The 19248-nt window shown below is 67.4% G+C and carries 19 protein-coding genes and 1 other RNA gene; 7 read left to right on the forward strand and 13 right to left on the reverse strand.

Annotated elements, in window-relative coordinates; genetic code table 11:
• The first annotated feature begins 29 nt into the window (after positions 1-29).
• The 3 genes from EV655_RS12505 (at position 30) to EV655_RS12515 (ending at position 6272) form a co-directional block, all read left to right on the forward strand.
• A complete protein-coding gene (locus EV655_RS12505; RefSeq protein WP_132545345.1) occupies positions 30-1796 on the forward strand; it encodes a sensor histidine kinase in 1767 nt (588 codons plus the stop codon).
• A 9-nt stretch (positions 1797-1805) separates the two neighbouring features.
• Positions 1806-3137, forward strand: coding sequence for a sigma-54-dependent transcriptional regulator (locus EV655_RS12510; protein WP_132545347.1), 1332 nt, complete (start codon positions 1806-1808; stop codon positions 3135-3137).
• Positions 3138-3548: 411 nt separating this feature from the next.
• A complete protein-coding gene (locus tag EV655_RS12515) occupies positions 3549-6272 on the forward strand; it encodes a ribonuclease E/G (RefSeq protein ID WP_132545349.1) in 2724 nt (907 codons plus the stop codon).
• Between the two features lie 37 nt (positions 6273-6309).
• Here the strand turns inward: EV655_RS12515 and EV655_RS12520 are convergent, their stop codons facing one another.
• The gene (locus EV655_RS12520) at positions 6310-6537 is read right to left on the reverse strand and encodes a sulfurtransferase TusA family protein (protein WP_132545351.1); all 228 of its coding nucleotides are present in this window, start codon (positions 6535-6537) and stop codon (positions 6310-6312) included.
• A 108-nt stretch (positions 6538-6645) separates the two neighbouring features.
• On the opposite strand from EV655_RS12520, the gene EV655_RS12525 reads away from it, so the two are divergent.
• Genes EV655_RS12525 through EV655_RS12535 form a run of 3 tightly spaced genes read left to right on the forward strand, consistent with a single transcriptional unit; the run spans position 6646 to position 9989 of the window.
• Positions 6646-7398, forward strand: a complete 753-nt coding sequence (locus EV655_RS12525) for a cytochrome c biogenesis CcdA family protein (RefSeq protein ID WP_132545353.1) — start codon at positions 6646-6648, stop codon at positions 7396-7398.
• A 45-nt stretch (positions 7399-7443) separates the two neighbouring features.
• Complete coding sequence (locus tag EV655_RS12530) at positions 7444-8646, forward strand: hypothetical protein (protein ID WP_132545355.1); 1203 nt, start codon at positions 7444-7446, stop codon at positions 8644-8646.
• Entirely contained in the window at positions 8643-9989 is a 1347-nt protein-coding gene (locus EV655_RS12535; protein WP_132545357.1) for a cytochrome P450, read from the forward strand. Before EV655_RS12530 ends, EV655_RS12535 begins: the two co-directional genes overlap by 4 nt.
• A 66-nt stretch (positions 9990-10055) precedes the next feature.
• On the opposite strand, the gene EV655_RS12540 is transcribed toward EV655_RS12535, so the two are convergent.
• The 12 genes from EV655_RS12540 to EV655_RS12590 all read right to left on the reverse strand — a co-directional run bounded on the left by EV655_RS12540 (position 10056) and on the right by EV655_RS12590 (position 18586).
• Entirely contained in the window at positions 10056-10271 is a 216-nt protein-coding gene (locus EV655_RS12540) for a ribbon-helix-helix domain-containing protein (protein ID WP_132545358.1), read from the reverse strand.
• On the reverse strand, positions 10268-10450 hold the full coding sequence (locus EV655_RS12545) for a DUF4169 family protein (RefSeq protein ID WP_132545360.1): 183 nt from the start codon (positions 10448-10450) through the stop codon (positions 10268-10270). The genes EV655_RS12540 and EV655_RS12545 overlap by 4 nt, the downstream gene beginning before the upstream one ends.
• Positions 10450-11844, reverse strand: a complete 1395-nt coding sequence (gene fumC, locus EV655_RS12550; RefSeq protein WP_132545362.1) for a class II fumarate hydratase — start codon at positions 11842-11844, stop codon at positions 10450-10452. The genes EV655_RS12545 and fumC overlap by 1 nt, the downstream gene beginning before the upstream one ends.
• A 75-nt stretch (positions 11845-11919) precedes the next feature.
• Positions 11920-12387 carry an SspB family protein gene (locus EV655_RS12555; RefSeq protein ID WP_132545364.1) on the reverse strand — a complete coding sequence of 156 codons (468 nt, stop codon included), beginning with the start codon at positions 12385-12387 and terminating at the stop codon, positions 11920-11922.
• Between the two features lie 219 nt (positions 12388-12606).
• On the reverse strand, positions 12607-13032 hold the full coding sequence (locus tag EV655_RS12560) for a nuclear transport factor 2 family protein (protein ID WP_165905340.1): 426 nt from the start codon (positions 13030-13032) through the stop codon (positions 12607-12609).
• 140 nt (positions 13033-13172) lie between these two features.
• Positions 13173-13778 carry a phage tail protein gene (locus tag EV655_RS12565; RefSeq protein WP_132545368.1) on the reverse strand — a complete coding sequence of 202 codons (606 nt, stop codon included), beginning with the start codon at positions 13776-13778 and terminating at the stop codon, positions 13173-13175.
• Positions 13779-13827: 49 nt separating this feature from the next.
• On the reverse strand, positions 13828-14586 hold the full coding sequence (locus EV655_RS12570) for a hypothetical protein (RefSeq protein WP_132545370.1): 759 nt from the start codon (positions 14584-14586) through the stop codon (positions 13828-13830).
• Positions 14587-14689: 103 nt separating this feature from the next.
• Positions 14690-15039, reverse strand: a transfer-messenger RNA (tmRNA) gene (ssrA, locus tag EV655_RS12575).
• A gap of 3 nt (positions 15040-15042) precedes the next feature.
• Complete coding sequence (locus tag EV655_RS18695; protein ID WP_165905341.1) at positions 15043-15213, reverse strand: hypothetical protein; 171 nt, start codon at positions 15211-15213, stop codon at positions 15043-15045.
• Complete coding sequence (locus tag EV655_RS12580) at positions 15210-16334, reverse strand: YeeE/YedE family protein (protein ID WP_132545372.1); 1125 nt, start codon at positions 16332-16334, stop codon at positions 15210-15212. The genes EV655_RS18695 and EV655_RS12580 overlap by 4 nt, the downstream gene beginning before the upstream one ends.
• A gap of 7 nt (positions 16335-16341) precedes the next feature.
• Positions 16342-17301, reverse strand: a complete 960-nt coding sequence (locus EV655_RS12585) for a sulfurtransferase (RefSeq protein WP_132545374.1) — start codon at positions 17299-17301, stop codon at positions 16342-16344.
• Between the two features lie 241 nt (positions 17302-17542).
• Positions 17543-18586 (reverse strand): ABC transporter substrate-binding protein, encoded by a 1044-nt coding sequence (locus tag EV655_RS12590; RefSeq protein WP_132545376.1) that lies wholly within the window; start codon positions 18584-18586, stop codon positions 17543-17545.
• Between the two features lie 120 nt (positions 18587-18706).
• On the opposite strand from EV655_RS12590, the gene EV655_RS12595 reads away from it, so the two are divergent.
• Positions 18707-19240 (forward strand): DinB family protein, encoded by a 534-nt coding sequence (locus tag EV655_RS12595; RefSeq protein WP_243645070.1) that lies wholly within the window; start codon positions 18707-18709, stop codon positions 19238-19240.
• Positions 19241-19248: the final 8 nt, after the last annotated feature.

Consider the following 19248-nt stretch of genomic DNA (forward strand, 5'->3'; position numbering starts at 1 on the left):
GTATGGCGCGCTGGGCGTAACCTTTGCCCATGCAGCTGGATTACTTTCCGCAGCCCGGGACCGTCCGCCCGCCCGAGGGGGGCGCGTGGCGCAAGCGCATCGCGCTGCTGCTGCTGGTCGTGGTCGCTGTTGTCACGGTCTGGGTGACCAATGGCTGGCTGACCGAACGCTTTACCGACAGCACGCGGAACCGGGCGCAGGTGCGGCTGGCGCTTTATTCGGGCAACGTGGTCAGCGAGTTGCAGCGCGCCTCGGTGGTGCCGCTGTTGCTGTCGCGCGACCCGACGCTGATCCAGGCGCTCAACACCGCCGATTTCTCGCAAAGCTCGCAGCGGCTCATTTCCTACCTGGACGAGATCGGCGCGGCCGAACTGATGCTGCTGGATGTATCCGGCCGGGTGGTGGCAGCGACCGACCGCGCCAAGATCGGCACCAATCTCAGGAACGCGGCGTTCTTCGTCGAGGCGCAGCGGTCGAACGAAACAGTCTTCATCACCTCGCGCACCGAGGCGGGGGCATTCACCTTCACCTATTCCCGCGCGATCACCGTCGAGCGCAAGCAGACCGGCGTGATCGTGGTGGGCGTCGATCTGGCCAAGTTCGAAAAGAGCTGGGCAGGCATTGCGGATGCGATCATCGTCACCGACAGCGAGGGTCAGATCATCCTGTCGACCGAACCGCGCTGGCGCGGGCGCACGGTCGAGGAGGCGCTGGCGGTCCGTTCGCCGCCCTCGGCGATCCGGCGCGCGTTGCAGGCCACCGCCGACTGGGGGGCGCTGCCGCCCGATGCCTATCTGATGGGCGAGGCGGTGATGCGCAACGATGCGCGCATCCCGTTCCGCGGCTGGCGGATCGTGTCCTTCACCACCTATGTGTCCATCCGCGACAAGGTGAACTCGGTCCTGGCGCTCGAGATCATGGGGTTCGCGATGCTGCTGGCGGGAACCTTCTACCTGATGTCGCGGCGCGCGCAGCTGCGTTCGATCGTGTTCCAGCGCGAGACCGCCGAACTGCGTGAACTGAACGCGCGCCTGCAACGCGAGATCGCCGAACGCGAGCGGGCCGAGCAGAACCTTCAGGTCGCCGAACAGACGCTGGCGCAAAGCTCGAAACTGGCCGCCCTGGGCGAGATGTCGGCCGCGGTCAGCCACGAGTTGAACCAGCCGCTGGCCGCGATGAAGACCTATCTGGCCGGCGCAAGGTTGTTGTTGCAGCGCAAGCGCCCGGACGAGGCGCTGTCGTCCTTCCAGCGCATTGACGACCTGATCGAGCGGATGGGCGCGATCACCCGCCAGTTGAAAAGCTATGCCCGCAAGGGCGGCCACGCGTTCGAGCCGCTGGACGTACGATCGTGCGTGTCCGGTGCCCTGTCGATGATGGAACCCCAGCTCAAGCGCCGCAAGGTCACCATCACCCGGACGCTGCCGCGCGAGCGGGTGATGGTGATGGCCGACCGGGTGCGGCTGGAACAGGTGATCATCAACCTGCTGCGCAACGCATTCGATGCCACACGCGACACCGAGCAGCCGCAGATCGACGTGATCCTGTCGGCGGGCGAGACCGCGACGCTGACCGTGCGCGACAACGGCCACGGGATCGAGGATCTCGATAATCTGTTCGAACCTTTCTATACCACCAAGCAGCCCGGCGACGGGATCGGCCTTGGTCTGGCCATCTCGTCGGGAATCGTGAACGATCTCGGCGGGCGCCTGACCGCGCGGAACGGCCGCGAGGGCGGGGCTGTATTCGAGGTCCAGCTCCCCATATTGGGTCAGGACATGGAAGCCGCGGAGTGAAGTGAATCGATGCCCCAGGCCATGAAGATCGCCATCGTCGACGACGAACAGGACATGCGCCAGTCGATCAGCCAGTGGCTGTCGCTGAGCGGGTTCGAGACCGCCACCTTCGCCCGTGCCGAGGACGCGCTGAAGGAGATCGGTCCCGACTACCCGGGCGTCGTCGTCACCGACATCAAGATGCCGGGCATGGATGGAATCTCGTTCCTGAAAAAGCTGATGAGCCTTGATTCCACGCTGCCGGTGATCCTGATCACCGGCCATGGCGACGTGCCGATGGCGGTCGAGGCGATGCGGATCGGCGCCTACGACTTCATGGAAAAACCGTTCAATCCCGACCGGATGACCGAGCTTGCCAAGCGCGCCAGCCAGGCGCGGCGGCTGACGCTGGACAACCGGGCGCTGCGGCGGGAACTGGGCGACGGTTCGGTGCTGTTCAAGAAGCTGATCGGGTCGTCGCCGGTGATGGACCGGCTGCGCGAGGACATTCTCGACCTTGGCCAGGCCGACGGGCATGTGCTGATCGACGGCGAGACCGGTACCGGCAAGACGCTGGTGGCGCATGCGCTGCATGCGGTGGGCCCACGTGCGGGCAAGAAATTCGTCCAGATGGCCTGCGCGGCCTACGCGCCAGAAGATCTTTCCGCGCGGCTGTTCGGCCCCGTCGAAGAGGGTGGCGCGCTGCCCGCGGTCGAGGAGGCGCGCGGCGGCACGCTGTGCCTGGAGGACATCGAGGCGCTGTCGCCCGCGCTGCAGGCCCGTCTTCTGACCTTCATCAACGAGCAGGGCATCCCCGCCGAAACCCGGATCATCGCCGTGTCGAACCTGCAGGAGCAGGACAAGACCGTCGAGGATGTCCTGCGCCCCGATCTATATTTCCGCCTCGCGGCGATGAAGATCACCCTGCCGCCGCTGCGCACCCGGGGCGAGGATATCCTGACGCTGTTCAACCGCCTCAGCGAACAGTTCTCCGAGGAATATGGCTGCGACGCCCCCGAAGTGACCGCGCAGGAGGCCGCACAGCTGATGCAGGCGCCCTGGCCCGGCAACGTGCGCCAGCTGATAAACATCTCCGAACGCGCGGTGCTGCAGAACCGCCGCGGCTCGGGCACGATCGCCAGCCTTCTGATGGCCGACAACGAGGCGACGCGGCCGGTGATGACGACGGAAGGCAAGCCGCTCAAGGAATATGTCGAGGCGTTCGAGCGGATGCTGATCGACAACACCATGCGCCGGCACAAGGGCTCGATCGCAAGCGTCATGGAAGAGCTTTGCCTGCCCCGGCGCACGCTTAACGAGAAGATGGCCAAGTACGGGCTCAGCCGCTCGGACTATCTCTGAGCCGGGACGCTGCGGAAAAAGGCATTGTATTTGCCCGGCCAGTGCCGCTAATGTCGCATGACGGCAGTTCGACCCGAGGGACGGGCGGCCGCCTATGTTGAGTTTCGCTGTCTTTCGCGCGTCCCGCGGCGACATGTCCCGGACCAGCACGAAACAGACCGATCGGGTTCCGCAAGGGCCCACCGCATCCCCGGGGCCCCACAGGCCGCCGGGTCCCACCAACGGATGCCGCGCCCCCATGCGGTATCGGAGACGAACCGCGATGGAGCGCGCCACGAACATCAGGCACGGAACGGGCTGGCCAGACGCCGTCCTCCGTCCTTTCGCGTGCGCCCTCGCCCCAACAAGACACCCACCGCGCCGCCTGGCCCCTCCGGGGACAGCCGGTCCGCCGTGGTGCAAAGAATTGACATGGCAAAGAAAATGCTTATCGACGCCACCCACGCGGAGGAAACCCGCGTGGTCGTGGTGGACGGAAACAGGGTTGACGATTTCGACTTCGAAAGCGTCAACAAACGTCAACTCGCCGGCAACATCTATCTAGCGAAAGTTACCCGGGTCGAGCCCTCGCTTCAGGCGGCCTTCGTGGATTACGGTGGCAACCGCCACGGCTTCCTGGCGTTCTCGGAAATCCATCCGGACTACTACCAGATCCCGGTGGCCGACCGCGAGGCGCTGCTCGCCGAAGAGCGCGCGCTTGCCGAAGAGATGGACGAGGACGAGACGGGTGAAAAGCCCAAGTCCAAGCGCCGGACCCGGTCGCGCCGCAAGCCGCGGACCGAGGCCGGCGAGGACGCGGCCCTGTCCGATGACGCCCAGTCCGACGCGGCAGAGGGCGGCGAGGATGAAGGCGCGCAACCGGAGGGTGATTCGCCCGAGCCGGATGACGAGGACGACGCGCCCCACGTGACCATCGCCGCGGCCGCCCGCAGCGACGACCCCGTAGAGACCCGTGAGCCTGCGAGCATCCCGGGCATGGATGTCGTCGACCTGGGCGAGGAGGACGAGGCACCCGGTCCCGTCGCCGCCCCGGGCGATGCCGACGCGGGCGACGACAACCGGCCGCGCAAATCGACCCGCCGCCGCAAGCCCGCGCGCCGCCCGGGCCGTGACGAGACCGACGCCGAGGCGCCCGCGGAGGTGGACGAGACCGTCGAGATCGTGGCCGATGCCGCCGATCGCGACGACCATATCGAATCCGTCGCCGAGGAGGACGTGGCCGAGGAAATCCGCCGGCCCAAGCCGCGGCTCCGGCGCTACAAGATCCAGGAGGTCATCAAGGTCCGGCAGATCATGCTGGTCCAGGTGGTCAAGGAAGAGCGCGGCAACAAGGGCGCGGCGCTGACGACCTACCTGTCGCTGGCGGGGCGCTACTGCGTGCTGATGCCGAACACCGCGCGCGGGGGCGGCATCTCGCGCAAGATCACCAACGCCGTGGATCGCAAGAAACTCAAGGAGATCGCGGCAGAACTCGAGGTGCCCGAGGGCGCCGGCCTGATCATCCGCACCGCTGGATCGCAGCGCACCAAGTCCGAGATCAAGCGCGACTACGAATACCTGCAGCGGTTGTGGGAACAGATCCGCGAGCTGACGCTGAAATCCATCGCGCCCGCGCCGATCTACGAGGAAGGCGATCTGATCAAGCGGTCGATCCGCGACCTTTATAGCCGCGAGATCGACGAGGTTCTGGTCGAGGGCGAGCGCGGCTACCGCGTGGCCAAGGACTTCATGAAGATGATCATGCCGTCCCACGCCAAGAACGTGAAGCACTACACCGAGGCGATGCCGCTGTTCGCGCGGTTCCAGGTGGAGAGCTACCTGTCCTCGATGTTCAACCCGACCGTCCAGCTGAAATCGGGCGGCTACATCGTCATCGGCGTCACCGAGGCGCTGGTCGCCATCGACGTGAACTCGGGCCGGGCGACCAAGGAAGGCTCGATCGAGGAGACCGCGCTCAAGACCAACCTGGAGGCATCTGAAGAGGTTGCCCGCCAGCTTCGCCTCCGCGACCTTGCCGGGCTGATCGTCATCGACTTCATCGACATGGAAGAGCGCAAGAACAACGCCGCCGTCGAGAAGCGCCTGAAGGAAAAGCTCAAGAACGACCGCGCCCGCATCCAGGTGGGCCGCATCTCGGGCTTTGGCCTCCTGGAGATGAGCCGCCAGCGGCTGCGCCCCGGCATGATCGAGGCGACGACCCAGCCCTGTCCGCATTGTCACGGCACGGGCCTGATCCGGTCCGACGACAACCTGGCGCTGTCGATCCTTCGCCAGATCGAGGAAGAGGGCGTGCGCGGCCGCTCCAAGGAGGTGCTGCTCAAGGCGCCGATCAGCGTCGTGAACTTCCTGATGAACCAGAAGCGGGAACACGTGGCGCAGATCGAGGCGCGCTATGGGCTGTCGGTGCGGATCGAGGCGGACGCCTTCCTGATCTCGCCCGACTTCTCGATCGAACGGTTCAAGACCGCCACCCGGGCCGTGCCCGAGGTCAGCGCACCGGTGATCTCGGTCGATACATCGGACATGCCCGACCTTGCCGAGGAGCCCGACGAGATCGAGGCGCCGGAGGTGCAAGAGGCGTCCCCCGCCGCCGACGGCGACGACAAGCCCAAGAAGAGCCGCCGCCGCCGCCGCCGCCGCAAGAAGCCCGGCCAGAACGGCGAGATGGGCGACGCGATGTCCGCCGATGGATACGAGTCCGTCGCGGATGCGGATGCTGACGAGGCCGATGCGCAGGATGCCGACGACGAGACCGAGGCCGAGGCAGCGCCCGAAGCCGAGCCTGTCGAGGCGGCGCCGAAGAAGTCACGTACGCGCCGGCCGCGCCGAGGCAAGACGACCAGGGCCGATACGGAGGCCGGGCCCGAACCCGTGACCGCCGAGGCGTCCGCCGCCGAACCGGCCGCCGAGCCCATAACCGAGGCGCCCGCCGCCGCGCCCGCGCCTGCTGCGGAACCCGAGCCGGCCCTGGCCCAGGCCCCTGTGGCCGAAGAACCGGCGGCAGCAGAAACCGTGGCCGAAGAACCGGTGGCCGAGGCGCCGACGCCCGAGCCCGCCGATCAAAGCGACGCCGGGGCCGAAAAGGCCAGCGAGTCTGCAACGCGCAAGCGTGGCTGGTGGTCGCTCGGCCGCTGAGCGTGGATCAGATCGCCCGGCCCCTGCGGGGGCCGGGTTACCCGCGGCGGATCAGATAGATCTGGGCATCCGCTGTTTCCTCCACCGCGATGACCTCGTGTCCGGCCTCTTGGCAAAAGTGCGGGATGTCGATCACCGCGATCGGATCGTCGGCCCAAAGCCGCAGCACGTCCCCGCTGGCAAGCCCGTCCAGCGCCTTGCGCGCCCTGAGAACGGGCAAGGGACAGCGCAATCCCCGCGTGTCGATTTCCACCGAGACCATCATCCGCGCGGGACTAGGCCCGTTGCGTCGCCATGTCCACGGCTTTGTGAGGCCGGGCAGCGTGACGAATGGCCCGGCTTGGGCTAAGCCCAAGGCGGACAAGGAGGCGGGATGTTCGGAATCGAGCTGATCGACGCGGGGCTTCTGCCCGCCATGCTGGTGGCGCTGGCCGCGGGGCTTCTGAGCTTTCTCAGCCCCTGCGTCCTGCCAATTGTGCCGCCCTACCTGGCCTATATGGGCGGGATCAGCATGGGCGAACTCACCGGCGAGACCGGGGCACGGCGGCGTGCGCTGTTGCCGGCACTGTTCTTCGTGCTCGGGCTGTCGACGGTGTTCCTGCTGCTGGGCTTCACCGCCTCGGCCTTCGGTGCGTTCTTCCTGCAGAACCAGGTGTGGTTCGCGCGGATCGCGGGCGTGATGGTGATCGTCTTCGGCTTGCATTTCCTTGGGCTCTTCCGCATCCCGATCCTCGACCGCGAAGCGCGGCTGGATGCGGGCGACCGGGGCGGATCGGCGTTGGGGGCCTATCTGCTGGGCCTTGCCTTTGCCTTTGGCTGGACGCCCTGCATCGGGCCGCAGCTTGGTGCGATCCTGTCGCTGGCGGCGTCCGAGGCGTCGGTCACCCGCGGCACGGTGCTGCTTGGGGTCTATGCGGCGGGGCTGGGGATACCCTTCGTTCTGGCGGCCGTGTTCATCCAGCGGTCAATGACGGTGATGAACCGGCTCAAGCGCCATATGGGCCTGATCGAAAAGGTGATGGGCACGCTGCTGGTCGCGGTAGGCCTTGCGCTGGTCACCGGCGCCTTCAGCGCGTTCAGCTACTGGCTGCTGGAAACCTTCCCGGGACTGGCAACGCTTGGTTGATCGCCTCGGGCTTTCCAGAGCGGCAGGCAAGGGGGGCGGGGCGGCATGGCGGGCGGCGCATCGAGTGTAAGGCGGCGGCGGGTGCTCTATATCCCCGGCTACGATCCGTTCCCCCCGCGCCGCTACCGCGAGCTTTACCGCAGCGAGGCCGCCGCGCAGGCGCGGTTCTCGGGCCACGAGATCGCGATCGCCCCCGGCGCGCGCCCCGAGGCGTGGCAGGTGCGCGCGCGGATCGAGGGCGCCGAGGTCGCGGCGCGGATCGAGGTGCTGGTCTGGTCGGACATCGTGCGTGCCTCGATGTCGCCCTCGATCCCGGGAACCTATGGCCAGCTTGTCCGCACCGCCTGGGCCTATCTCGGCTCGGGCGCGCTGTTCCGGCTGGTCCGCCTGAGAAAGGGTCCGACCATCGCCGCGCTTTATCCCATCGCGTTTCTGCTTGCCCAGCTGGCCATCGCGCTGGCGGTTGCACGGGGCCTTGGCGCGCTGCTGGCGCTGACCGGGTTGCCCTTTGCCGGATGGCTGGGGCTGGCGGCGGTCTGGCCTGTGCTGGCCTGGTTCCGGGCAAGGGACAGCCGTGTCTTCGCCTGGTACCTGATGCATGATTTCGCCCATGCGGCCAGCCGCGGCGGGGCCTATCCGCCCGAACTGGAGACCCGGCTTGCACTCTTTGCCGACCGGATCGCCGCAGCGCTGGCCGAGGACGTGGACGAGGTTCTGGTGGTCGGCCATTCCTCGGGCGCCCATCTTGCCGTCTCGGTGCTGGCCGACCTGCTGCGGGCGGGGCGCGTGCCCGGGGATGGCCCGGCGCTGTCGCTGCTGACGCTGGGGCAGGTGGTGCCGATGGTCAGCTTCCTGCCGCGGGCCTGGCGCCTGCGCGCCGACCTGGCGCTGATGGCGGGGCAGGGGCGCATCCCCTGGGTGGACGTGACCGCGCCGGGCGATGGCTGCGCCTTTGCGCTTTGCGATCCGGTGGCCGTTTCGGGCGTCGCCCCCGTGCCGCAGCGCTGGCCGCTGATCCTGTCGGCCGCGTTCACCCGGACGCTGACCCCCGAACGTTTGCGGGCGCTCAGGTGGCGGTTCTTCCGGCTGCATTTCCAGTATCTCTGCGCCTTCGACCGGCCCGCCGACTATGACTATTTCCGGATCACCGCGGGGCCCCTGACGCTGGGCGCCCGCTTCGCAGGCCAGAGCCCGTCGCCCAGCCGGATCTTGACCCCCCTCAGCCGCCATACCGCCACCGTGCCATGACCCTGCCGCCGAAACCCGTCCCGCGCCCCGACAAGGTCTCGCTGATCGGCTATCTCCGCCGGTTCCGGGCCGACATTCTCTCGGCCCAGCCCGCACGGCTCTACCATGCGAAGATGGCCGAGTTCCGCACGCCCTTCTTCCGCTCCTTCCTCGTGAATCAGCCCGACCTCGTGCGGCTGGTGTTGCAGGAGCGGCCGATGGACTTTCCCAAATCCGACCGGGTGCGGGCGGGGCTTGCGCCGCTTCTGGGGCGCTCGGTCTTCGTCACCAACGGCGCGACCTGGGCGCGGCAGCGGCGCATCATCGACCCCGCCTTCGAGGGCGGCCGCTTGCGCGATACCTTTCCCGCGATGGTCGCAGCGGGCGAGGCGGCGGCGCGGCGGCTGCGTCCCGGTATCCGCGAGATCGAGGCGGTCACCAGCCACGCCGCGGCCGACGTGATCTTTCGCACGCTGTTCTCGATCCCGATCGAGGACAAGACCGCCGGCGCGGTGTTCCACGCCTTCCGTGACTACCAGCGCAGCCAGCCCCTGCTGAACCTCGCGGCCTTCGTTGCGGGGCCGGCCTGGATGCCGCGGCTGCATCGGGCGCGGACGCGGGCGACGGCGCGGACGATCCGCGCGCTGATCGAGGATCTGACACGGGCGCGAGCGGCCCGGATCGCGGCGGGCACCGCGCCCGACGATCTGGCGACCAAGATCATGACGACGCGCGATCCCGAGACGGGGCAGGGGTTCGACGCGGCCGAAATGGTGGACCAGGTGGCGATCTTCTTTCTCGCGGGGCACGAGACATCGGCTTCGGCGCTGGCCTGGGCGCTCTACCTGCTGGCCACCCACCCCGAGGCGCAGGACCGCGTGGCGGCCGAGGCGGTGACGCTGCCCGAGATGCCGGAATTTACGCAGATCAAGCGGCTCTCCTTCACCCGCGACGTGTTCCGGGAGGCGCTGAGGCTTTACCCGCCGGTGCCGATGATGGTGCGCGAGGCGGCGCGTGCCGAACGCTTCCGCGACCGGGATGTGGCGAAGGGATCCCAGATCGTCATCAGCCCCTGGCACCTGCACCGCCACGAACGGCTCTGGGACCGGCCCGACGCCTTCAACCCCGACCGCTTCGCTACGGAAAACGGGCAGGCGGGCCTGCGCGAGGCGTACATCCCGTTCTCGGCGGGGCCGCGGGTCTGCACCGGGGCAGGTTTCGCGATGGCCGAGGGGGCGCTTTTGCTGGCACTGTTGGTGCGGCGGTTCCGGTTCGCCCCGGTCGAGGGCTGCGCGCCGGTTCCGGTGGCGCATCTGACCGTGCGCTCGAAACAGGGGATCTGGCTGACCATCGACAGGCGATGATCCCCGGGCAGCAAGAATGGCAGATCGGTCATCGCCCGGGTCTGCCGCAACCGGGTCTGCGCCCCCTTAACCGCGATAATGGGTCAGCACGTAGACCCGGATCGCCGAGGCAAGCCCGGTCTCGACATCGCGCGCGGCGTCGATTTCGGCTGCCAGCGCGTTGATCGCGACGCCCTTCTCGGCGGCGATGTCGCGGAACGCCGTCCAGAATACGTCTTCGAGCGAGACGCTGGTCCGGTGGCCCCGCAACGTCAGGGAATGCTTGACGGGCCGTCCGTTCATTCTTCGTCGCGCCGGTGGGCGTCGAGATGCGCCCGCGCGCGGGCGGCGTCCGCCTCTTCGCGCGTGCGCTGCTCCTTGGTCCGGCCGAACCTGGCGGCGTTCTCGTCGCCCTTGGCGCGCTTTTCGGCCCGCTCGCGGGCTTTGCGCGCCGCCCGCAGGTTGACGATGCCCCCCGCCATCAGTCGCCCGGGCCGATCATCTGCTCGGGCCGCACCACCCGGTCAAAGGTCGCCTCATCGACGAAGCCAAGCGCGATCGCCTCGTGCTTCAGCGTGGTGCCATTCCGGTGCGCGGCCTTGGCGACCTTGGTGGCGTTGTCATAGCCGATTTCGGGGGCAAGCGCGGTGACCAGCATCAGGCTTTCCCGCATCAGCTTTTCGATCCGCACGGTGTCGGCCTGGATGCCCAGCAGCATCCGTTCGGTAAAGCTGTCGGCGGCATCCCCCAGCAATTGCATCGACTGCAACAGGTTGTAGGCCATCATCGGGTTGTAGACGTTCAGCTCGAAATGGCCCTGGGAGCCGGCGAACTTGATCGCCGCGTCATTGCCCATGACATGGGCCGCGACCTGGGTCAGCGCCTCGGCCTGGGTCGGGTTCACCTTGCCGGGCATGATCGAGCTTCCCGGTTCGTTCTCGGGCAGGATCAACTCGCCCAGCCCCGAGCGGGGGCCCGAGCCCAGAAACCGGATGTCGTTGGCGATCTTGTAGCACGACCCCGCGACCGTCGCGAGCGCGCCCGACATGAACACCATCGCATCATGGGCGGCCAGTGCCTCGAACTTGTTGGGTGCGGTGACGAAGGGCAGGCCGGTGATGCGCGCCATGTTGGCCGCCACCCTTTCGCCCCAGCCCTTTTTCGTGTTCAGCCCGGTGCCGACCGCGGTGCCGCCCTGGGCGAGCTCGTAAATGCCGGGCAGCGCAAGTTCGATGCGCGCGATCCCCTGGCGGATCTGCTGGGCATAGCCCGAGAATTCCTGGCCGAGCGTCAGCGGCGTCGCGTCCTGGGTATGCGTCCGGCCGATCTTGATGATGTCGCGGAATTCCCCGGACTTCTGTTCGAGCCCGGCCAGCAGCCGGCGAAGCCCCGGCAGCAGCACGTCGCGCGCCGTCATCGCGGCGGCGACATGCATCGCGGTGGGGAAAGTGTCGTTCGAGGATTGCCCCATGTTCACGTGGTCATTCGGATGCACCGGATCCTTGGATCCGATCGTGCCGCCCAGGATCTCGATCGCGCGGTTCGCGATCACCTCGTTGGCGTTCATGTTCGACTGGGTGCCTGACCCCGTCTGCCAGACGACCAGCGGGAAATTGTCGTCGAACCGGCCCTCGATCACCTCGGAGGCCGCCTTCACGATCGCGCGGCCGCGCGTTTCGTCCAGCGTACCGAGTTCCATGTTCGCCTCGGCGCAGGCCCGCTTGATGACGCCAAGCGCGCGCACGATGGCTGTGGGCTGCTTTTCCCAGCCGATGGGAAAGTTCATCAGGCTGCGCTGGGTCTGGGCGCCCCAATACTTGTCGGCGGGCACCTCCAGCGGGCCGAAGCTGTCGGTCTCGGTGCGGGTCTCGGTCATCGCGGTCCTCCGGTCTGTCGTTGCCGACAGCCTATAGGCCGGGGCCGGGCGCGGGGCAATGGGCCGGACGGGCGCCTATTTGCGGAACTTGTCCAGGCTGACGACCTCGGCCTCGCCATGGCCGGCCGCGGGTGGGGGGGACCGGTCGCTGGTGGCGTCGATGTCGTCCTCTTCTTCGTCCTCGTCCGTTTCCTGGGTCTCGAAACGCAGGCCGAACTCGACCGAAGGATCGACGAAGGTGCGGATCGCATCGAACGGGATAAAAAGCGGCTCGGCCCGGTCACCGAAGTTCAGTGTCACCGAGAAGGCATCCGCACCCACGTCGAGATTGTCGAACCAGTGCTGGATCACCACCGTCATCTCTTGCGGATAGCGATCCCGCAGCCAGTCGGCCAGCCCGGCCTCGGGATGGGTGGTGTCAAAGGTGATGAAGAAATGGTGGTCGCCCGGCAGGCCCCGCTCGGCTACGCCTGTCAGCACCTTGCGGATCAGCTCGCGCATGGCGGAATGCATCAGGTTGCCATAGTCGATCCGGTCGGTCATCGCCTGTGAACCCTTGGGTTGAGTGGGCCCAGCATAGGGGATTCGCAAGACAGGGGAAGGGGCCAGAGGAAAAATCCGGCGGCGGCCAGGGGATCGTGCGGGGCGCCTTTGCAATCCCTCGGATCAGTCCAGACACGCGGGACGCGCCGCCCGCAACGGATCGGCGCTGCGAGACGGCAGTATTGTCCGGCGGCGCGCCGGGGTGCTGCGGGCGGCCCGTCAGCAGATCTTCTGCCCGCTCATCCCGATCGCGACGGTATGCTGGGGCAACAGGCCCATCTGTTCGAAGAACGAGACGAAATCGAAGGTGTTGTAGGCCTCGGCGATACGCTCGCCCTCGAACCGTGCCATCAGCTGGCCAAGCGCGCGCAGCGGTTTGCCGTCGCTCGGCCGTTCCGCCTCACATTCGATCAGCGCGGCAAGCCAGTCGCCCGATTCCACGGCCTTGACGATACGGAATCGCGGCGTGGTCACCAGGTTGACCAAGGCCATGGCGAAGACGCCGATATCCTCGGGACCGACCTGCATGTCGTCCATCAGGCCCTCGGCCCGGGTCCCTTCGGTGAACAACGTGCCTACGGCCTCGAAATCGCCCTCGATATAGACGCGGCGATACCAGTCTTCCAAACGTGCGATACGGTCCAAGACACGTCCTCCTGTTGCGCTCTTGTCTTGTTGTCGTACGAAAGGGTTAAGGAAGGGCTCAGGTGATGACGATTGCGCGAGGGCCGGTGCCGTATCCAGCGTCCGGGCGCCGAAACGCCCGGACCCCGGGAACGGCCGTGTCAGTTCCGTGAAGGAAAGATCCCCTGCAGCGCGACGCAGAAACGGATCACCTGGAAGGGCGGCATGGTGCCGACCGGCTGCCCGCCACCGGTGGCGCCGATCGCGCTGCCGGACATCTGCGCGTCGGGCGGTCCGCCCGCGTAGATTGTCTCGCGCCCGACATTTGCCGGAAGGTTGCCCGTGGGATCCGGGCTTGCGCCGGCTGCGGTCGTCGCGTTCAGGCCGTGGCTGTGCGGCGGCATCTGGTTCACGGTGAGCGTGGTGGTCTCGGAGCCGCCTTTCTGTCCCAGCGGGCGCTGGCTCAACCCGGGCGCGGCCCCCGTATGCACCGGCATCCGGCCGCGCAGATCAGGCAGGGCGAAGGTCGTCCGCCCATCGCCACCGAACGTCGTGCCGTAAAGCGAGAACAGCGCCTGGTTCTGGGCGATTGGCAGAAGCTGGCCATCGGCCTCGGCCCAGGCCCTCGGGCAGAAGCTGTAGCCGACCATCATGATCTCGCCAATGAACGGTTCGGGCCCGGCTGATGCAGAGGTGGGAACCAACGGTGCGGCAAGGCACAGGCATGAGATCAGCGCCGCCGGAAGCGGTCGGGTCGGATAGGTCATTGGGGGTCTCCCTGTCTTGGGTTGTCGAACCTGTGGCGCGCCCGCCGCTTCAGCCGCGCGGGCGGCGATGCAGGAGTCCGAGCCCCGCGAGTGCCCCCAGCAGCAAGGGCAGGCTCGCCGGGATCGGCACCGGCGCTGGCCCGGGCGGGGCATTGCCTGCGAGATCGAAGGTAAGCGTGAAGGTGCTGAGACCGGCCATGCCGCCGACGCCGGTGTTTCCTTCGATGGACCCTTCGAACAGGTAGGATGAGGCCGCCGTCAGGCTCTGCGAGTCGGAACTGGCGGAGGAGGGGACGAAGCCCGGCGCCTCGAAGATTTCCAGCCGGTCCCCTGGAATCGAGAAGCCGCCCGGCGCAAAGACCACTTCGCTGACCGCGTCGCCGCTGGCGGAAAGGTCGCCGCCGCCGAGGCTGGCGCCAATGATCTGGCGGGTCGATGGCGCGGCGACGGAGACGGTGAAGTCGAGGAAGAATTCGAAGATGTGGTCGAGGTTGGTTCCGGGGGGCGCGCCGGCAATGCTGATGCCCGGCGCGATCGTGGCGGTCAGGCTGACGGTACTGGCCGTTGCGGCGGTCGTGATCTCGATCTGCGAGGCGGAAACCGGGCGGTCACCCGCGAATGGCGTCTCGCTGTCGAAGAAATCCGTGAAGGCAAAGTTGTCGAACGTCACATCGCCCTGGATGAGCGTGGACCCCGCGATCAGGTTGCTCAGCGTGGTCGCATGGGCGCCGACCGGTGAGAGGGCGAGACCAAGCAAGATCGTGGCGGCGCTGCACCCTGCGATTTCAGAAAATTTCATCCGCCCCATCCCCCTGGAAATATTATTATTCCAGTGTGTCGGTCGCGGCGCGTTTTGGCAAGAAAAATCGCCCCTTCCACGAAATGATGGATTCAGGACACGTAAAAAGGGAAGTGCAGGCTTCTGTTGCCAGGTGCCTGCGAACCCCGCCTTACGTTGCTAGACGCAAGGGCTTAGATTTGGTTTTGCGCACTGCTTACGCAGCGAGCGCCACCGGAGCACGGTTGTCATTGGCAACTATCATGCTTGCACCGATAACGGTGGTAGCTCACCGGGCGAAAGCCATCCCCTTTAGACGTCCGTCGATCCTGTTTCGGCCCCATGATCCCGCCAATGTGGGATTTTGGTGGAGCCGCCGGGTACCGCCCCCGGGTCCGATCCGCTTATTACGGGCGCGTTTATCGCCATAGTCCCTTGCGGGACAGCACGAATGTAGGGGCATGGGCCGAGTCGTGCAAGGGGCGCTCAGTTCCCCGGCAGCGAAGCGCAATGCGCGCCCCCCGACGCCTGCCCGGATCCCAGCGCCAGCAGGGGCGGCGCGGTGAAGGGATCGAGCGGCGACGAGGTGGCAAGGTCAAGCACCAGCACCCCGCCCAGCGCGGCCAGAAGGACGATCACGACGGGCTTGCGGGTCATCGGTGCGGCTCCAGACCCAGCCAGGGGCGCAGCTTGATCCCGTACCATGACCCGGTGAAGGCCGCCGCGAACCACGCCCAGCCATGCAGCGACCCCGTCGAGATGCCGCTGAACAGCGCCCCGATGTTGCAGCCGAAGGCCAGCCGCGAGGAATAGCCCAGCAGGAAACCCGCCACGATCACCGCGATCCAGGCATGGACCGGGTGGCCCGAGACCCGGGCGGTCAGCCCGTCGCGCCACCATGCCGCCAGCGCCGCCCCCGCGATCAGTCCGATATCGGTCAGCGAGGTGACATCGGTCAGCAGGCTCTGTTCCAGCCGCTCGACATTGCCGGGCGCCGACCAGAAGGCCGAGCCCGACAGGTCGGCTCCCAGCGCGGTGACGCCCTTTGCCACCCAAAGCCCCAGGCCATAGACCACGCCCCAGGGCTGGCCTGCGACCACCAGATGCACGATCGCAAGCCCCGCGACGATCAGCGCCGCGACCCAGAGTCGGCCGGGCAGTGTCCGCTTGCCGGGTTCGGCCACCGCCAGTGCGATGCCCGCGACCGCCGCCAGCGCCACCAGCGTCAGCGCAAGCCCCGTGGTGCCCGACAGCACCGCCACCGGCAGGCTGCCGAGGCCGGTCCACCAGGTCAGGTGATACGCGCCGGCGAAACTGCCGATGCAGAAGAAGGGCAGGGCAAGCGCGCTGACGACGTTCCCGGACCCCGCATTGACCAGCGTGCCAGACCCGCAGCCCAGCACGATCTGCATGCACATCCCGAACACGAAGGCGCCGCCGATCATGGCATAGCCCACCGGCGCATGCGCCCCCATAAGCTCGGTCGGGTTGGCCGCAAGCAAGGGAAAGGCCGCCACCGCCACCAGCCCGATGCAGATCATCTGCGCCACCATCCCGGTGGCGTCGCGGAACAGGATCAGCCGCCGCCACGGGCCGGTAAAGCCGAAACGCAGCCCCTCCATCGCGATACCGAAGCCAAGCCCGATCAGCAGCAGCGCGCCATAGCGCGGCCCGGCCAGCGCCGCGACGGCCAGGGCCGCGGCCAGGGCTGCGAGCACCGCCAGGGCGCGGCCCCTCAGGCGCGGCGCAACCTGCGCCTCGAGCGTCGTGTCGGTCATGGATGCCTCAATACTTGCCAGTCACGCGGTTCCACAGATTGCGGATCGGCCCCGGAACATTGGCCATCTCGTTCCCCGAGCTGGACCAGCCGACCATGGACTCGGGGTACAGCCGCACCCCCTCGATGCCCGCCAGTTCGCTGAGCGCGAACCAGTTCGTCGCGGCCCAGTGGCCGGTATTGCAGAACGACACCAGCCGGTCGCCCGGCTCGAACCCGTTCGCGGCGGCCAGACGCTCGACGATCGCCGGTTCGATCCGCGCGGGCGCGTCGCCGAACCATCCCGAATGGGTGAAATAGCGCGACTGGGGCAGGGTGCCGGGGCGGGCGGCGGCGTCATGCTTGGCGTTTCCCTCCCAGAATTCGGCGGGACGCGCGTCGATCAGTTCGCCGGGCGCGCTGCCCGCGACGATCTGTTCGACATACTGGGTGGCGGCCAGCCACTTGTCCGAAAAGGTGATGGTGACGTCGCTGGGCATGGGCGTCACCGGCCCTGTCTCGACGGGCTGCTTGGCCTCTTCCCAGCCGTTCATTCCACCGTTGAGGATGGCAAGCGAACTGACCCCGCTGGATTTCAGCGTCCAGTAGACCCGCGCGGCCGAGCCGAAATCGGTCTGGTCGCTGCCTTGGTGGACGATCACGGTGGGCCGGTCCAGCGTCACGCCGACCGAGCGCAGCACCTCGGTCAGCTTGTCCTCGGGGATCAGCGCGCCCGGGTTCTCCTTGGGACCGCGGAACAGGTTGTAGGGCGCGTGCACCGCGCCGGGGATGTGGCCCGCCTCGAACAATGTCTGCTCGCTGCCCTCGACCTTGCCCGGGCGTATGTCCAGGATCAGCGGGTCAACCGCCGCGCGCGACCCGGCCAGCGCGGGCGCGTCGATCAGCGGGCCGAACGCGGCCTCCTGGGCCGGCAGGGGCTGCGCCAGCAGCGCGAGGGCGAAGGCGATGGGGGGCAGATGTTTCGTCATGTCGGTCACCTCTGGTTGATGGGCCGAACCTGCGGCGGGACATCGCGCGGCGCAATACCGCATGGCGCGACTCACACTAACGCGAATCCCGGAAAAAATCGCCCGTTCTTTGTGCTGATATCCTTGCGGACGGATTTTCGCGGACACACGCCCCGGCAGGAAACCGGTTGCCGACGGCGCCGGAAAAAAGGATCCGGTCGCAGCGCCCCTGCCGCGATGCGGCAAGGGCGCGGGGCCGGGATCAGAACCCGGCCTTGATCTTCTCGAATTCGGCCGCCTGCTTTTCGCGCAGCTCTCCCGGCATCGGCAGTTGCGCCAGCACCGGTGCTTCGATCGGGCCAAGGCCCACCGCCGTCAGCGCCTCGTTGCCGATCGCATCCATCGCCTTGGCGTTCGACTGGCCATAGCCCGCGTCCAGCAACGCCTGGGTCGACGAGGGATCGAGCAGCGCGTTCATGAAGTCGTAGGCCTTGTCCTCGGAGCCTTCGCCATCCTTCAGGTTGACATAGCCGCACAGCCACAGCGACGAGCCCTCGGCCGCTTCGCGCTGAAACCCGATGGGAAAGCCTTCCTCGGCCATGGTCGGCACTGTCTCGTTCCAGGCCCAGGCGACCAGAACCTCGCCGGACGCCAGCAACTGCGCCAGTTCGCCGGGGTCCACCCAATAGGTGCGCAGGTTCGGATGCACCTCGCGCAGCCAGGCGGACGCGGCCTGGAACTGTTCGTCGGTCGCCGTCGCCCAGTTGGTCGTTCCGGTCGCCAGATAGGCCAGCGCATAGGCGTCATCGACATTGTCGGGCAGCGTCACGCGGCCTGCGTATTTCGGATCCTTGAAGACGTTCAGCGAGGCCACGTCCCCGGCGGGAACCTCGTTCGTGTTGTAGGCGATCGCGGTCGAGCCGAAGTCGGACGGAATGAAGAAGACCTCGGCGCCGGTATCGGCAACGTCGGTGCCCTTGAGATCGGCGTTCAGGTCACCCCAGGCCTCGATCCGGCTGATGTCCCAAGGTTCCAGGATGCCCGACTCGACCCATTTCGTCACCGAGCCGGCGCAGACATGGCTGACATCGGCGCGAAAGCCCGAGCGCAGTTTCTGGAACGCCTCTTCCTCGTCGCCGAAGAAGGTGAAGCTGGGCGTTTCCCCATGTTTTTCAGCATATTTCGTGTGGAAGGCTTCGTTCTCGAAACCCGAGTAGTCGAAGACCAGCAAGTCGGGGTCGGCGGCCCAGGCGGCGGTGCCGATCAGCATGGCGGCGGAGCTGGCGAGGAAAGTGCGCATCGTCATTCGTCGTCCCTGTGCTTCGGGGTGAGGTATGCGCGGCCACGCTAGCGGTGCGCTGCGACTTGCTCAAGAAAAATAGGGGGACTCGCAACCGGCGCGCGGCTCTGTCAAAAGGGGGCGCGGATGGAGGTCGAGATGGGCAGAACGCTGGTGACGGCCGACTGGTGCCGGGTGATGGCGCGCTACAACCGGTGGCAGAACCGCGCCGCCGTCGAGGCGGCTGGCGCGCTGCCGATCGAGATGCGCGAGGCCGATCGGGGCGCGTTCTGGGGCTCGATCCGCGGAACGCTGTCGCATCTGCTTTGGGCCGATCACATGTGGATGTCGCGGCTCGACGGATGGGACAGGCCCGACGTGCCGCTGGCCGACAGCGGCGGGTTCGTCGCCGACTGGGCCGAGCTGCGCTCCAAGCGGCAGATCACCGATGCCCGGATCAGCCGGTGGACGCAGGCGCTGGACGACGATGCGCTGGCGGGCGAGCTGACCTGGCACTCGTCTCTGTCAGGGCGCGAGGTCACGATGCCCCGCGCATTGTGCGTGGCGCACATGTTCAACCACCAGACCCATCACCGCGGCCAGATCCACGCGATGCTGACCGCGGCCGGTGCCGATCCGGGCGCCACCGACCTGTTACTGATGCCCGACCTCGTCGGGTAACGCGCAAT

Origin of the sequence: Rhodovulum euryhalinum, assembly GCF_004342445.1 — a bacterium.
In the GTDB taxonomy this organism is placed as follows: domain Bacteria; phylum Pseudomonadota; class Alphaproteobacteria; order Rhodobacterales; family Rhodobacteraceae; genus Rhodovulum; species Rhodovulum euryhalinum.